Here is a 13,406-nt window from a genome sequence, read left to right on the forward strand (position 1 = left end):
TCGATATGGCAGCCTACAACCGTATTTTGCTGTGCTATGACGGTTCGCGCGAAGGCCGCAAGGCGTTGCGTTGCGGCGCTAATCTGGCACTCGACCTGAAGGCCGAAACACATGTGCTGGCGGTGGTCGACATTATCTCGAACGTCGCGCAAAGCGGCGGCATCATGGCCGACGTGACTTGCAGTGCGATCGAAACCACCACACGCGAGATCCTGGAGGAAGGCGTGCAGTGGCTGACCTCGCGCGGCGTGAATGCGACCGGGCATCTGGCGCACGGTCGCCCGATCGAGGAAATCCCGCGTCTGGCGGAAAAACTCAATGCCGATCTGATCGTGGTTGGGCATCAGACACGCGGCACGCTGGCCCGCTGGTGGGCCGGCGGCTCGGAGAGCGCCATGCTGCTCGACCGGGTCTCGTGTAGCCTGCTGGTGTCGGTGGGGGCCGATACCGAGCAGTCCTGAGGGTCTTCGCGCCGGCCAGTGATTTGCCGAAGCATGCGGCTGGCGAGCCGGCCGCATGCTTGCTGCCATTTTCTACGCCAGGACCATATTGCTGCTCATAGGGCGGCGGTTACCGAAATCTCCACCAGCAGTTCCGGACGCGCCAGACTTGCCTGTACCGTGGCTCGGGCGGGTGCGCAGTCGGGCGCCACCCATGCGTCCCATACCTCGTTCATGCCGGCGAAATCGGCTGCGATGTCCTTGAGCCAGACTTGAGCGGTCAATAGCCTTGTCTTGTCGATGCCGGCGTCGGCCAGAAAGCCATCGATCTTTGCCAATACCTGGCGCGTCTGACCCGCGATGTCCTGCGCCGGGTCGCCAGCGGTCTGGCCGCCGATGAAAACCATGCCGTTATAAATCACCACGCGGCTCATGCGGGTGCTCGGATGAAAGCGTTTAATTTCGTTCATTGTGTCTCTTGTCAAAGTTGCAGTTGTTCAAAAATGGCGATCGGCCACGCGAGCCGCTTACTTGGGAAAGCCGCCGCGCGCCATGCGGTTGTCTTCGTGCATCGGTATGGCTGCAGCCACTTCGCCCAGGGTAATCGGCTTGATGGGGGGGCGAATGCGGTAGTAACCGACTTCCGGAATGGGCTTTGCCTGCGCGTCGGCAAGCAGTTCGGCGACGGTCAGCCCGCAGAAGCGACCCTGGCACGGGCCCATGCCGCAACGCGAGAACGACTTCGTTTGATTCGGGCCAACGCAGCCGAGCCTGGCCATCGCACGGATCTCGCCGGCGGTGACTTCCTCGCAGCGGCAGACGATAGTGTCATCGGCGGGCGGGCGGCGGAATGCGTCGGCGGGGCGATAGAGGGCATCGAGCAAGGGGCGAATGGCCAGATGCCGGGCCAGCTCGGCACGCGCCCCGGCGGCTGCCGCGTCGCGCTCGGCAAGATCGAGTCCGGCCAGGCGATGGGCAAGCTGGAGCCCGACGAGCCGGCCTGAGACTTCGGCCGCCAGCGCGCCGGCGATACCACCGCCGTCGCCCGCCACGAAAATATCGGCGATGCTGGTTTGCCCCCACGCGTCGAGCCGAGGCCGCCAGCATAGCTGTGCTGGATCCCAGGCATGGTCGCAGCCGATCGACCGCGTGACCTGTGTGTTCGGAATCACGCCCTGATGCAACAGCACAAGCGGCGTCTGCAGGCGTCGCACACGGCCGGCGACTTCGTATTCGATCGCTTCGACTCGGTGCGTGCCCAGCACCCGGAGTCCTTGCACGTGTTTGACGTGTTCGACGCCAGCGCGGCGAATCGCGCGCAACATGCGCCACCCCTTGGCAAGATAGGACGATGCGCGCAAGGCGCCGGCCAAATGCGGCAGGGCGGCACGATAGGCGCCCGGTGCGGTAGTGTCGAGCAGCGCGCGAATCTCGATGCCCGCCTGCAGCAATTGCCAGGCAAACAAGTACAGCAGCGGCCCGCAGCCAGCCAGCACCGCCGGCGCGCCGGGTGCCAGGGCGGCCGCCTTCAGCAGGGTTTGCGCCGCGCCAACGCCCATAACGCCCGGCAGCGTCCATCCCGGCACCGGGAAGGGACGTTCCTGCGCGCCGCCGGCCAGCACGATCGCGCGCGCGGCGATTTGCAGCGTGCCGCCGTCGGGCCCCTGGCGTGTCACGCTCACGCGCCTGTCCGGCGTGATCTGCCAGGCCAGCGTTTGCGGCCAGTAGGCAACGCCGCTGCGCGCGAATGCGTCGACCAGCGTGCGGCCGTAGAGGTAATCGGGGCCGAGCACGCCAGGATTCGCCAGTGGCGAGTGACTCACATTGCGGTAGATCTGGCCGCCGGGATAGGGATTTTCATCGAGCACCAGCGTCTCGACGCCGCGCCGATGCGCTTCGAGCGCGGTGGCCATGCCCGCGGGGCCGGCGCCGATGACGAGCAGATCGACATATTTTTCAGTCATGCGATGCTCCTTGCGCCCTGCATGCGCCGCACATGCATGCCATCGCGCACCGGCGTCATGCAGCCTTGGCGGTTTGGCACGCCGTCGATCTCCACCAGGCAGTCGAAGCACACACCCATCATGCAAAACGGCGCGCGCTCGTTACCGCCCACTGGCGTGGTGCGGCAGACGAGATGCCCGGCGGCCAGCAGTGCGGCTGCCACGCTCAGCGTGCCGGGCACGTCGTGCGCTCGATCGTCGATATAGATCCGCACGGTGGCATGCTCCGCGCGAGGCAGTGTCTTAAACAGCAAATCGGTTGGCATAGAAAGTATCCAGAAGAGCGGGGCGATCGCCCCCGAGAATCCACGGCGCGATGGTCTCGCAATGCGCGGCTGCCAGCGTCACGCCACTGTGGCAGGTCGCCAGAAAGGCGCCCGGGTGACGGGTCGATTCCTCGTAGATCGGCAGACCGTCGGGCGTCATCACGCGCAGCGCGCCCCAGGCGCGCACTACCCGCACGTGCTTGAGCAGCGGGAACGGCGCGATGGCGCGCCGGGCGATGTCGGCCAGAACGTCCGGCGTGACGCTGTCGTTAAAACCCACGTCCTCCGCCGAATCGCCCACCAGCACCGAGCCCTCGACCGTTTGCCGCACATAGATGGTCGGGTGGGCCAGAAACGGGCGGACCCGCTCGGTCACCAGAATCTGGCCGCGCAGCGGCTTGACGGGGGCTCGCAGGCCGACCTGCGGCGCGAGTGCGCGGTTGCCGAGCCCGGCGGCCAGCACGACGCGGCCCGCCTCGAGCGTGTGGCCATTGGCCACGCGCAGGCGAAACGAGCCGCTGGCCGGGTTGATTTCAGTGACGTTGGCGTTCGGTGCGTACTCGCCGCCGGCATGCTCGTAGGCCGCGAACAGGGCCCGCAGCGTATAAAGTGGGCTGACGTGTCCATCGTTGGGCGAATAGATGGCGCCAGCGGCATCCGGGCCGATGGCCGGCAGCCGTTGCGCCAGTTCCCTGCTCTCCAGCACTTCGAACTTCAGGCGCGGCTCGGCAAGATAGAGGCGCTGCATCGTTTCAGCCTTGGTCGTCAGCTCCTGCCGCGACTGCGCGATGTTGAAGCCGCCCGGCCGGCTAAAGCCGATCGACACGCCGCTGCGCGTGAGCAACTCGTCGGCGAAACCCTGCCAGAGATCTGCCGAATGCAGCGACCAGCGGGCATAGCTGACGCAATTGGCGCCTTTGCCCTGGACCCACACCAGCCCGAAATTGCCGCGCGCGGCGCGCAGCGCGCCGTCCTCACCATCGCATACGATGACCCTTTGGCCGCGTTTGGCCAGTCCGAAGGCGATGGCCATGCCGACCAGGCCGCCGCCGACAACGGCGACATCGAAAGTTTTTTGCATTTAATGACTTCCCACTAATACTTTGTTCAAGCCGTAGATGCGGTCCAGGAACACCATCACCACCAGAACCAGCGCGATGAGCACAGTGGAGACGGCCGCCACCGTCGGGTCGACGGTCTCGCTCATGTTCATGTAGATGCGCACCGGCAAGGTGATGGTCGCCGGCGCCGCAACGAAGATGGTGGCGGTGAGCTCGTCGAAGCTGCTGATGAATGCCAGAACCCAGCCGCCCACCAGGCCAGGCAAAATCATCGGCAACGTGATGCGGCGAAACGTGGTCCAGCGTGTGGCGCCCAACGAGCGCGCGGCCTGCTCGGCGTCGCTGGCCATGCCCGTGAGCGCAGCCATGATCAGACGCAGCGCATACGGAAAGATCAACAGCACATGGCAGGCCACCAGGCTCGCGAACGAACCGCTGATATCGATGAGCGTGAAGAACCGCAGGAAGGCGATGCCGAGCACCACCGGCGGGATCATCAGCGGCGAGAGCACGAAGGCATTGATGGCGTCGCGACCCGCAAAGCGATAGCGCACCAGCCCCAGCGCGGTGGGCAGCGCGAGCGCGGAACTGATGGTTGCCGCCAGCGCGCCGAGCCACAGGCTGGTTTTGAAGGCCGAGGTGAAATCGTCGCTATGCCACAGCGCGACAAACCAGCGCAGCGAGAAGTGGCGGGTCGGAATCGTCAGGAAATCGTCCGGAGTGAAGGCCGACAGGCACACCACCACCAGCGGGGCCAGAATGAAGGCCAGGAACAGGCCATGGAATAGCAACGCTACTGCGCCGTTGCGATCGTGATGTTTCATGACGCACCTCCGAGCCGGCGCGTGACGCGTCGTTCGACCACGCGGTTATAGGCGGCGATGATGACGAAGTTGGCCACCAGCAGAATGACGGCGATGGCGGCGCCGCGGGGCCAGTTGAGGGTGCCCAGGAACTCGTCGTAGGCGGTGGTGGCCACCACCTTGAGCCGCCGCCCGCCGATGAGCGCCGGGGTGGCGAACGCACTGGCGGTCAGGGCGAACACAATCAGGCTGCCGGAGAGAATGCCCGGCGCGATCTGCGGCAATACCACGCGCCACAGGACGGTGCCCCGCCCGGCGCCGAGCGAGCGCGCCGCATGGCCCACCGCCGGATCGAGCCGCGTGAGCGACGTCCAGACCGACAGTACCATCAGCGGCACGAGCACGTGCACCATCACGGCGATCACGGCGCCGAGCGTGAAGAGCATATGGATCGGATGCGCGACGAGACCGAGCTTGAGCAGCAGGGCGTTGACCGGCCCCTCGCGGCCCAGCAGGATCGACCAGCCGAGCGTGCGCACCACCACCGAGACCAGCAGCGGGCCGAGCACCGCCACCAGGCACAGCGAGCGCCATGGATCGCGCATGCGAAACAGAAAATACGCTTCGGGAACCCCCACCAGAACGCACAGTAGCGTGACCGCCACCGACAGAAACAGCGTGCGCAGGAAAATCGTGTAGTAGTAGGGGTCGCTCAGGACTGCGACGTAGTTGTGCAGCGACGTGGTATCCACGATGCCGCCCACGTCGAGGTTGAACCCCCGCAGGCTCAGCACGAATGTCAGTGCCAGGGGAACCGCCAGCAGCAGGATGAAATACAGCGCCGCGGGCAGCGTCAGCGTCAGGCCATGATGCGCGCGATTGCGACTCATGCGTTTTCCTCCACCGGACGCAGGGCATCGTCGCCCCAATCCAGGTCGACCGTGTCGCCTTCCATGGCTGTGGGGATGCCGTCGTTGAGCAAAAATACCTGTAGCCTGCCCAGCCCGGTGCGCACGCTCAGCACCCAATGATTGCCATGGAACATGCGCTGCTCGACCTGACCTTTCAGGCGACCGGCGCCGCTGGCAACCACGCGAATGCGCTCCGGACGCAGGGAGAAGGTCGCGCCGTCGCGACTGGCGGTGTCGGGCGGCAGATTGAAGCTGCTGCCATTGGCCGTGAGCACGATGCCCGATGGCCGCGACTCGATTTGCCCGCTGATCAGGTTCGTGTGCCCGATGAAATGGGCCGCAAAAGTATGACGGGGATCCTCGTAGGCCGTGTGCGGCGCATCGATGCGCACGATGCACCCCTGATTGAGCAGCACAATGCGATCGCTGATGGCCAGGGCCTCGGCCTGATCGTGCGTGACCATGATGGTGGTGGTGCCGACTTTGCGCTGAATCGCGCGCAGCTCGCCCTGCATCTCTTCGCGCAGCTTGGCGTCCAGATTGGAGAGCGGCTCGTCGAGCAGCAGCAGCGGCGGAGCGATCACCAGCGCGCGGGCCAGCGCGACCCGCTGGCGCTGCCCGCCCGAGAGTTCGCGCGGGTAGCGTCCGGCATGTTGGCCCAGGTGCACGAGCTCCAGCGCATCCTGCACGCGGCGCCGGCGCGCGCCGGCATCGACGCGGCGCATCTCCAGGCCAAAGGCGACGTTCTGAGCCACCGTCATATGAGGAAACAGCGCGTAGCTCTGGAATACGATGCCCAGCCCGCGCCGTTCCGGGGCAATGGGGGTCAGGTCGCGCCCCTGCAGCAGGATGCGCCCGGCGCTGGGTTCGGTGAAACCGGCGATCATTTGCAGGGTGGTGGTTTTGCCACAACCCGATGGGCCCAGCAGGGAGATGAACTCCCCCTGGTCCACCGTCAGGTCGATCGCGTCCACGGCAATCGTTGGGCCGAAGCGCTTGCCGAGATTTTCAAGGTGTAGATAAGGTGTCATGGTGCTCTTGCCGGACGACAGACAGGCTGTGTGAATCCGGCGTCCGGTTGCTGCCCGGAACGCCGGGTTCAAGTGGTGCGCGTTTCGGTTTTATTGTTCGATTTCCCGGTTCCAGCGCTGCGTCCACGCATTTCGGTGCGGGTTGACGACGTCCCAGTTGACCCGCACGAGCTTGCTGATTTCGTCCGGGCTCGGTACCTCGGCGGCCACCGCGGGCGGCAGCTTGGTGTTGCGGTTGGACGGGCCGACGCCCTGGCTTTGGGCCAGGATGGCTTGCACGTGCGGCGACAGGATGTATTGCACGAACTTTTGCGCCAGTGTGTTGTGCGCGGAGCTGGCCACGACGCACACGCCCATGCCCAGCGCGACGGCGCCTTCCTTCGGATACACGAACTTGACCGGCAGGCCCTGGTCGCGCAACGCCTGCACGCGGCCGTTGCCCCACACCGCCAGCGCAATTTCATCGTCCCCGAACATCTGCGCGATTTTGCCCGGCGACGGATCGAACGACAGCACGTTCGGCGCGATCGACTTTTTCATGACCGCGAAGCCCGGGTCGATGTCCGTTTCACTGCCGCCGTTGAGCCGGGCCTCCATCAGCAGCGCGTGCAGCCCATAAGTGTTGATGATGCTCGGCATCACCAGCAGTCCCTTGTATTTCGGATCGGCCAGATCCTTCCAGGAAGTCGGCGGCGCCCAGCCTTTTTGCTTGAACAGATGCGTGTTGTAGGCGATGCCGGTGGCGATCAAGCCGACCGCCACGGCGCGGTCGCCCTTGAAGCGGGCAATGTCGTACAGGTCTTTGTAGACGGGTGCATCCGCCAGCTTGCCGCACAGGCCCAACTGGATCGCCTGGTACATCGGGCCGTCGTCGAGGAAGGCCACGTCGATGCCGGCCTTGCCCTTTTGTGCCTCCAGTTTGGCCAGCGTCGTGGTGGAGTCGCCCGGCACCGTGACGACCTTGACGTCCCCATTGCTTTTTTCGAACGGGGGGATGACGTCCTTTCTCAGCATTTGCTCGAACGACCCGCCATAGGCGCCGACATACAGCGTGGTGGTGGCGTGGGCGTTGGTGACGCCGACCGATATGACGGCAGCCATCGCTGCCGCAAGTCCAAATTGACGCATTACGGGGGATAAACTCATTTTCACAACCTCCTGGCTACAAGCATGTTATAGGAACGACAACGTTTTTTTCTTTACTATCGGCTTGATTTTCCGAATAATCGTCGTCGGGAAAGATGAAGTCAAATCACATTTTTTGCGTCGTTCATACGCAAATGTTATACGGTCGATCTCGCGGTTCCTTATGAAAATCCGACAGCTTGAAGCTTTTCATGCACTGATGTTGCGGCAGACTGTGACGCGCGCCGCACAGATGCTGCATATCTCGCAGCCGGCGGTCACGCGCCTGATCAACGACCTGGAGGCCGATGTCGGCTTCCCGCTGTTCGATCGCGCCAACGGCCGCTTGCATCCGACGCCCGAAGGGCAGGCGCTGTTCGAGGAGGTGGAGCGTTCGTTTGCCGGCATGGAGCGCATTGCGCAGACCGCCGAGCAGATCAAGTCGCTGCGGCGCGGCTCGCTGCATATCGCCGGCGCGCCCGCCATCGCGCTGGAATTCCTGCCGACCACGCTCACTGGCTTCTTGCGCGAGCATCCCGGCATCGACACCACGCTGCTCATACACAGTTCCCGGACGGTGGTCGATCTGGTCGTTGGCCGGCGCTGCGACGTGGGTTTCATTGCCCATCCGCTCACACACCCCGGAGCGCACGTCCAGCTTATCGTGAAGGCGCCGATGCGCTGCGTCCTGCCGCTGGGCCATCGTTTGGCCGAGCGCCCGGTGATCACGCCGGAGGATCTGCACGGCGAGTCGTTCGTCTCGTTTCCCAAGGAGTTCGACGGCCGGGTGGCGATCGATCGGGAGTTCGCCGCGCGGCGCATCGATCGCGTCATTACTTCGGAGTCGCAGCTGTCGGCGACACTGTGCGTGCTGGTGCAACACGGCGCCGGGGTTGCGCTGATCGATCCGATTACCGCGCGATACGCCGCTGGGCGCGTGGTGGTCAAGCCGTTCACGCCGGAGATCTGTTCGGAGTATTCGCTGGTTGTGTCGAACCAGTGGCCGCTGTCGCAGCTCGCCAGGGCATTCGTCGATTACGCGAAGGAACGCCTGCTGGAAGTGGTCTCTGGATAAACAGGAACGGGCAGGGTGCCTGGGCGTATCCTGCGAGCGCGGTTCAAGCCCTGGCGATCGCCTCGGCCGCGCGGCCGACCTCGTCGGCAAACTGATGCGCCGCGTGATCGGGGCTTTGTCGGGGGCGCTCGATCAGGCCGATTTCGCGGTGGAAGGTGGCGTCGCCCAGATCCAGCGCGCAGACCCCGGCCGGCCAGGGGCCGAGCGCGGCCGCCTTGGGCACGAGCGCCACGCCGACGCCGTGCGAGACGAGTTGCACGATCGCCTGCAATTCGTCGAGCTCGACGACATCCTGCACGTTCAATCGCGCACGTCGCAGGAAGCGTTCGACCAGCCGGCCGCCGAACGAATTGCGGTCATAGCGAATGAACGGCGCGTGCCGGAGCAGGGCACGCCACGGCTGCCCGCCGACAGCCTCGGGCACGAGCAGCACAAACGGTTCCTTGACCAGCGGGCGCCATTTCAATTCGGACGGCAGCGCAAAGGGCGGACGGATCAGCACGGCGATGTCGATTTCACCCGCGTCGACCTGGCTCAGCAGGTTCAGCGACACCCCGGGCACGATACGGAGGTGCCAGCCCGGCAGCCGCTGCCGGAATGTTTCGATCGCGCTGGCCAGAAACGACACTTGTGCCGAGGCGATCGCCCCCACGCGCAGCATGCCGCTTTTTTCGGCGGCGTCACCGTGCCGGCCCAGACGGGCGTAGAGCGTCATCAATTCGCCGGCCAACGCGAGCGTTTGGCGGCCATCGCTGTTCAGGCGCGCCGAACGGCCGGTGCGGTCGAACAATGCGATGCCCAGTTCTTCCTCCAGCCGCTGTATCTGGGCGCTGACGGCCGATTGCGTCAGCCCGATGTGCGCACCGGCAGCGGCGAAAGTGCCGTGCTCGGCGACGGCCATGAATGTCTTGAGTTCGCGCAGCATGGCAATTCATCAAAAAAAATGATTGTAAGCTCAAAAATATATCGCTTTTAAGCAATTTTTATCATGCATATAATGGTTCCCGGTAACGTTGATCGTGCCAGGTGAACGCTTGGCATATCGACCGAACCCCTTTCATCCCCACTTCGAGTTGCCACGACATGAGCCAAACGAGCGCGACCATTCCTCCTTTTCACCTGGCCTTTCCGGTACACAGTATCGCCGCCGCGCGAGCGTTCTACGGCGAACTGCTGGGATGCCCCGAGGGGCGCAGCGCGCCTGAATGGGTGGACTTCAACTTCTATGGCCATCAAATCGTGGCGCACCTCGCGCCCGAGGAGGCCGGCCACCGCCAGACCAGCGCGGTCGACGGCGATGCCGTGCCGGTGCGCCACTTTGGCGTCGTGCTGACGATGCCGCAATGGCAGGCGATGGCCGACAAGCTGACGCAGGCTGGCATCAAGTTCATTATCGAGCCGCATATCCGCTTCAAAGGAGAGGTGGGTGAGCAGGCGACGATGTTCTTCCTGGATCCGTCGGGCAATGCCGTCGAAATCAAGGCGTTTGCCGACATGGCGTCGCTGTTCGCGAAATAAGCAATTCGAAACGCCTGCGCCATGGTGCCAGTCATCGCGCCGTCCGGCGATCGGTGCCTGATCGTCGAATTCGAGGCATCAGATCCATTCGCGGCGAATCGCTTCGTGCGCGCAGCGGCAGCCTGCATCGAAGCCGCCGCGCTGCCCGGCGTGACCGACGTGGTGCCGGCATTGCATACGGTCGGCGTGCATTACCAGCCGCATCGCGTGCGATTGTCCGGGGCGTTGTTGCCACATCTGGCGCTGACGGAAATCCTGCAATCGATGCTCGCCGATCTGTCGTTGCCGGCGGTCGGCGATGCGCGCGTGATTGAACTGCCGGTGTGTTACGGCGGTGATTGCGGGCCCGATCTCGAAGCGGTTGCCGCCTTGTGCAATCTGCGGCCCGCGCAACTGATCGAGCTGCATTGCGCGGCGCCGGTCGAAGTGCTGATGCTTGGTTTCGCGCCGGGCCATCCATATATTGGTCGCCTCGATGCGCGCCTGTCGCCGCCGCGCCGGGCCACGCCGCGCACCGTCGTGCCGGCCGGCTCGCTGGGTCTGGCGAATCGCCAAACCGTGATCTATCCGATGAATTTGCCCGGCGGCTGGCATTTGATCGGACGCACGCCGCTGCCGTTGTTCGATGCGCGGCGTGGCTCGCAACCGTGTCTGCTGCGCCCGGGCGATCGCGTGCGCTTTGTTCCCATCGAACCGAACGAATTCGCGGCAATGCAGGCAGGTCAGGGCGGGGCCGCATGAGCATCGAAGTGATCAAGCCGGGCATGCTGACGACCTTCCAGGATCTCGGCCGCGCCGGCTATCAGCATCTTGGCGTGCCGGTCAACGGCGCGATGGACGAGCGCTCGCACCGGCTGGCGAACCTGCTGGCCGGCAATGCGTCGACCGAAGCAACTCTCGAAGTGACGCTGATGGGACCGACGCTGCAGTGGCACGCGCCAGCGACGATCGTCATCTGTGGCGCGGATCTCCAGCCGAGTGTCGACGATCAACCGATTCCGATGTATGAGCCGGTGCCGGTCGCTGCCGGTGCGGTGCTCGCATTCGGGAAGCGCCGTAATGGCGTGCGGGCCTATCTGGCCGTGCGCGGCGGCTTTGCGCTGGCGCCCGTGATGGGCAGCGCGAGCACATACGTGCGCGGCGGCTATGGCGGGCTGCGCGGCGAGCCGTTGCGCCGGGGTGACGTGATTGCGCTGCGCGGTGCGCCGCAGGCTGCTCGGCGAGCCGTCAAAGGCGCGCGCGCAACGGCGCTGCCGGTCTTGCCGCCCGTGGTGCTGGGTTCGCCTGATGCGCCATTGCGCGCACTGGCCGGGCGCGAGTGGTCGATGTTTTCCGCCCAGGCACAGCGCAACCTGGTGGCCGAGCCGTTTCGCATCGACCCGCAATCGGACCGCATGGGCTACCGCCTGGCGGGCCTGCCGCTCGAGCTTGGCGCCGCCCGGGAAATGATCTCCGAGGCGGTCGGCTTCGGTACCATCCAGGTACCGCCCGACGGTCAGCCGATCGTCTTGATGGCGGATCGGCAAACCACTGGAGGCTATCCGAAGATCGCGCACGTTTGCGCCGTCGATCTGCCGCGCCTGGCGCAGAAAATGCCCGGGGAGACGGTGCATTTCCAGCTGATCGACCTGGATGAAGCGCAACGGCTGATGCTGCTGCAGGAGGCGGCGTTCGCGGCAGCGGGTGAGCAATGAGTGCGAATCGGTGCTGCGTCAGAGAGTTTATTTAACATAATGTATATTATGCGAATTTGGCGGCGCTAAAAAATGCCGCCTTCGCGACCCTCAACTACCTCAACAGTCACGCACTCGACCGATTCCCATCGTTGTTCGTATTTAACCCCTTCGTATGCTCCCATTTTGCGCAGTGAGCAAAGCCTATCGTTAATCAATGACAACTGTCAAGAATTGGGACAGTCTCACGGCGCAAATTTGATGATTTCTACAACAATTTGACTGGAATCCTTATCTAACGGCAATTTCGCGAGGAATTTCAGTGACAGAAAATCGAGTCCCTCGCTTAGTTAGCCAGTTCGAACGGGCGCACTTGAATCTCAGCGTCAGGGAACGAGGCCACGAGCTTCAATTCACCGCCAAGCGCCTTGACGTATTCGCGCAGGGTGCTGACGTACATGTCGTCACGGCGCTCCAGTTTGGAGATAGTAGCTTGTTCCACGCTCATGGCCTTGGCCACCGCGACTTGCGTCACATGACGTGCCTTGCGCAGTTCCTGGAGCTGCATTTCTACAAGCATGGCCTCGGCGCGCGCAGCTGCGCGTGACTGCGCCTGCGGCGACATCTTGGCGCGTAATTCGCTGAATTTCTTAGCCATTGCTCTACTCTCCCTTTCTCAATATCTCAAGGTGCATGTCGTACAACTTGTCTGCGATCGGCACATTCACGTCGTACCATCGGTCATCTCCTCTAGTGACTATTCCGTCAATATCATATTTTCGCGCATTGCCCCCGCCTTACACATACTTCTTGTAATACTTGGCCATATTCCAGATCAAGAGCGCGCAGAATCCCGTGACCGGCAGGAACAAACCCACTAACGGAATCCTGACGGGCGCAACCAGCCAAATAATCGCCGTCAACGGAATCATCCCGAAGGTGAACCAGCGCTTGGCACGGTGGTAGCGCGTGGCCGACTCGTTGGCGCCGTCCTCGCGTCGGATATGGCGCCCCGCGAGCCCATCGGCCAGGAACGCGGCCAGCGCCATACCGAACGCCGGCGCGGCCATGGCCAGCATCGCCACGCGCACGCCAAAGAGCTTCATCGCCATCATGGCCACCGTCAGCGGCTGGTACAGATTGGTGAACAGGGTGTGGCGATAGATGTTGCCCATGGCGGAGCTGGCCGGCAGGCCCAGGGCAAACTCTCGCGCGGCCGCATCGATCCCGGTCCAGCCGAACCAGCTCCAGTAGGCGCCGTCGGCGCAGGTGCGCGCAAGCGCCGGATCGGTCGTCTGTGCCAGGTAGTACCCCAACAGATGCTCGACGCCCGCCACCGGATCCGCGTGCCACCAATAATGGGCCGCGAGCAGGGCCGCGCCCACCGACAACACCGAGATCACCGCCAGCCACAGCGCCAGGTCGAACCCCAGGTGGAGCACCCAGAAGAACTCCCGCACCCCGTCGCTATCGCCTTTTTTATTGCGCCCCATCGCCACT

At 64.2% G+C, this 13,406-nt stretch carries 16 protein-coding genes; 5 read left to right on the top strand and 11 right to left on the bottom strand.

Annotated features, from left to right (window positions below; all coding sequences use genetic code 11):
• Positions 1-5 precede the first annotated feature (5 nt).
• Positions 6-461 (top strand): universal stress protein, encoded by a 456-nt coding sequence (locus EPN80_RS01650; protein WP_293022862.1) that lies wholly within the window; start codon positions 6-8, stop codon positions 459-461.
• A gap of 95 nt (positions 462-556) precedes the next feature.
• On the opposite strand, the gene EPN80_RS01655 is transcribed toward EPN80_RS01650, so the two are convergent.
• From EPN80_RS01655 to EPN80_RS01690, 8 genes are all read right to left on the bottom strand, one after another.
• A complete protein-coding gene (locus tag EPN80_RS01655; protein ID WP_293022865.1) occupies positions 557-910 on the bottom strand; it encodes a RidA family protein in 354 nt (117 codons plus the stop codon).
• A 57-nt stretch (positions 911-967) separates the two neighbouring features.
• Positions 968-2,404, bottom strand: coding sequence for an NAD(P)/FAD-dependent oxidoreductase (locus EPN80_RS01660; RefSeq protein ID WP_293022866.1), 1,437 nt, complete (start codon positions 2,402-2,404; stop codon positions 968-970).
• The gene (locus EPN80_RS01665) at positions 2,401-2,709 is read right to left on the bottom strand and encodes a (2Fe-2S)-binding protein (RefSeq protein WP_293022868.1); all 309 of its coding nucleotides are present in this window, start codon (positions 2,707-2,709) and stop codon (positions 2,401-2,403) included. Before EPN80_RS01665 ends, EPN80_RS01660 begins: the two co-directional genes overlap by 4 nt.
• Complete coding sequence (locus EPN80_RS01670; protein ID WP_293022871.1) at positions 2,687-3,790, bottom strand: FAD-binding oxidoreductase; 1,104 nt, start codon at positions 3,788-3,790, stop codon at positions 2,687-2,689. The genes EPN80_RS01665 and EPN80_RS01670 overlap by 23 nt, the downstream gene beginning before the upstream one ends.
• Entirely contained in the window at positions 3,791-4,594 is an 804-nt protein-coding gene (locus EPN80_RS01675; RefSeq protein WP_293022874.1) for an ABC transporter permease, read from the bottom strand.
• Positions 4,591-5,463 (bottom strand): ABC transporter permease, encoded by an 873-nt coding sequence (locus EPN80_RS01680; RefSeq protein ID WP_293022877.1) that lies wholly within the window; start codon positions 5,461-5,463, stop codon positions 4,591-4,593. Before EPN80_RS01680 ends, EPN80_RS01675 begins: the two co-directional genes overlap by 4 nt.
• Positions 5,460-6,515: an ABC transporter ATP-binding protein gene (locus tag EPN80_RS01685; protein ID WP_293022880.1), complete on the bottom strand. Its 1,056-nt coding sequence runs from the start codon at positions 6,513-6,515 to the stop codon at positions 5,460-5,462. Before EPN80_RS01685 ends, EPN80_RS01680 begins: the two co-directional genes overlap by 4 nt.
• A 90-nt stretch (positions 6,516-6,605) precedes the next feature.
• Positions 6,606-7,661 (bottom strand): ABC transporter substrate-binding protein, encoded by a 1,056-nt coding sequence (locus EPN80_RS01690; protein WP_293022883.1) that lies wholly within the window; start codon positions 7,659-7,661, stop codon positions 6,606-6,608.
• 163 nt (positions 7,662-7,824) lie between these two features.
• Between EPN80_RS01690 and EPN80_RS01695 the strand changes: the two genes are divergently transcribed.
• On the top strand, positions 7,825-8,715 hold the full coding sequence (locus EPN80_RS01695; RefSeq protein ID WP_293022886.1) for a LysR substrate-binding domain-containing protein: 891 nt from the start codon (positions 7,825-7,827) through the stop codon (positions 8,713-8,715).
• Positions 8,716-8,758: 43 nt separating this feature from the next.
• On the opposite strand, the gene EPN80_RS01700 is transcribed toward EPN80_RS01695, so the two are convergent.
• Positions 8,759-9,640 carry a LysR family transcriptional regulator gene (locus tag EPN80_RS01700; RefSeq protein WP_293022889.1) on the bottom strand — a complete coding sequence of 294 codons (882 nt, stop codon included), beginning with the start codon at positions 9,638-9,640 and terminating at the stop codon, positions 8,759-8,761.
• A 158-nt stretch (positions 9,641-9,798) separates the two neighbouring features.
• Here EPN80_RS01700 and EPN80_RS01705 point away from each other — a divergent pair, with 158 nt between their 5' ends.
• Genes EPN80_RS01705 through EPN80_RS01715 form a run of 3 tightly spaced genes read left to right on the top strand, consistent with a single transcriptional unit; the run spans position 9,799 to position 11,927 of the window.
• On the top strand, positions 9,799-10,233 hold the full coding sequence (locus EPN80_RS01705; RefSeq protein ID WP_293022892.1) for a VOC family protein: 435 nt from the start codon (positions 9,799-9,801) through the stop codon (positions 10,231-10,233).
• Positions 10,234-10,254: 21 nt separating this feature from the next.
• Entirely contained in the window at positions 10,255-10,974 is a 720-nt protein-coding gene (gene pxpB / locus EPN80_RS01710; protein WP_293022895.1) for a 5-oxoprolinase subunit PxpB, read from the top strand.
• Entirely contained in the window at positions 10,971-11,927 is a 957-nt protein-coding gene (locus EPN80_RS01715) for a biotin-dependent carboxyltransferase family protein (protein ID WP_293022898.1), read from the top strand. Before pxpB ends, EPN80_RS01715 begins: the two co-directional genes overlap by 4 nt.
• Positions 11,928-12,252: 325 nt before the next feature.
• Here the strand turns inward: EPN80_RS01715 and EPN80_RS01720 are convergent, their stop codons facing one another.
• Entirely contained in the window at positions 12,253-12,564 is a 312-nt protein-coding gene (locus EPN80_RS01720; RefSeq protein ID WP_293022901.1) for a helix-turn-helix transcriptional regulator, read from the bottom strand.
• Positions 12,565-12,703: 139 nt separating this feature from the next.
• Positions 12,704-13,399, bottom strand: a complete 696-nt coding sequence (locus EPN80_RS01725) for a DUF4400 domain-containing protein (protein WP_293022904.1) — start codon at positions 13,397-13,399, stop codon at positions 12,704-12,706.
• Positions 13,400-13,406: the final 7 nt, after the last annotated feature.

This window comes from Pandoraea sp., assembly GCF_004297875.1.
GTDB lineage: Bacteria > Pseudomonadota > Gammaproteobacteria > Burkholderiales > Burkholderiaceae > Pandoraea.

Bases quoted from the DNA above. Each gene is read 5' to 3' on its own strand.
- EPN80_RS01650 (WP_293022862.1), top strand. From the start codon at position 6: ATGGCAGCCTACAACCGTATTTTGCTGTGCTATGACGGTTCGCGCGAA.
- EPN80_RS01655 (WP_293022865.1), bottom strand. From the start codon at position 910: ATGAACGAAATTAAACGCTTTCATCCGAGCACCCGCATGAGCCGCGTG.
- EPN80_RS01660 (WP_293022866.1), bottom strand. From the start codon at position 2,404: ATGACTGAAAAATATGTCGATCTGCTCGTCATCGGCGCCGGCCCCGCG.
- EPN80_RS01665 (WP_293022868.1), bottom strand. From the start codon at position 2,709: ATGCCAACCGATTTGCTGTTTAAGACACTGCCTCGCGCGGAGCATGCC.
- EPN80_RS01670 (WP_293022871.1), bottom strand. From the start codon at position 3,790: ATGCAAAAAACTTTCGATGTCGCCGTTGTCGGCGGCGGCCTGGTCGGC.
- EPN80_RS01675 (WP_293022874.1), bottom strand. From the start codon at position 4,594: ATGAAACATCACGATCGCAACGGCGCAGTAGCGTTGCTATTCCATGGC.
- EPN80_RS01680 (WP_293022877.1), bottom strand. From the start codon at position 5,463: ATGAGTCGCAATCGCGCGCATCATGGCCTGACGCTGACGCTGCCCGCG.
- EPN80_RS01685 (WP_293022880.1), bottom strand. From the start codon at position 6,515: ATGACACCTTATCTACACCTTGAAAATCTCGGCAAGCGCTTCGGCCCA.
- EPN80_RS01690 (WP_293022883.1), bottom strand. From the start codon at position 7,661: ATGAGTTTATCCCCCGTAATGCGTCAATTTGGACTTGCGGCAGCGATG.
- EPN80_RS01695 (WP_293022886.1), top strand. From the start codon at position 7,825: ATGAAAATCCGACAGCTTGAAGCTTTTCATGCACTGATGTTGCGGCAG.
- EPN80_RS01700 (WP_293022889.1), bottom strand. From the start codon at position 9,640: ATGCTGCGCGAACTCAAGACATTCATGGCCGTCGCCGAGCACGGCACT.
- EPN80_RS01705 (WP_293022892.1), top strand. From the start codon at position 9,799: ATGAGCCAAACGAGCGCGACCATTCCTCCTTTTCACCTGGCCTTTCCG.
- pxpB (WP_293022895.1), top strand. From the start codon at position 10,255: ATGGTGCCAGTCATCGCGCCGTCCGGCGATCGGTGCCTGATCGTCGAA.
- EPN80_RS01715 (WP_293022898.1), top strand. From the start codon at position 10,971: ATGAGCATCGAAGTGATCAAGCCGGGCATGCTGACGACCTTCCAGGAT.
- EPN80_RS01720 (WP_293022901.1), bottom strand. From the start codon at position 12,564: ATGGCTAAGAAATTCAGCGAATTACGCGCCAAGATGTCGCCGCAGGCG.
- EPN80_RS01725 (WP_293022904.1), bottom strand. From the start codon at position 13,399: ATGGGGCGCAATAAAAAAGGCGATAGCGACGGGGTGCGGGAGTTCTTC.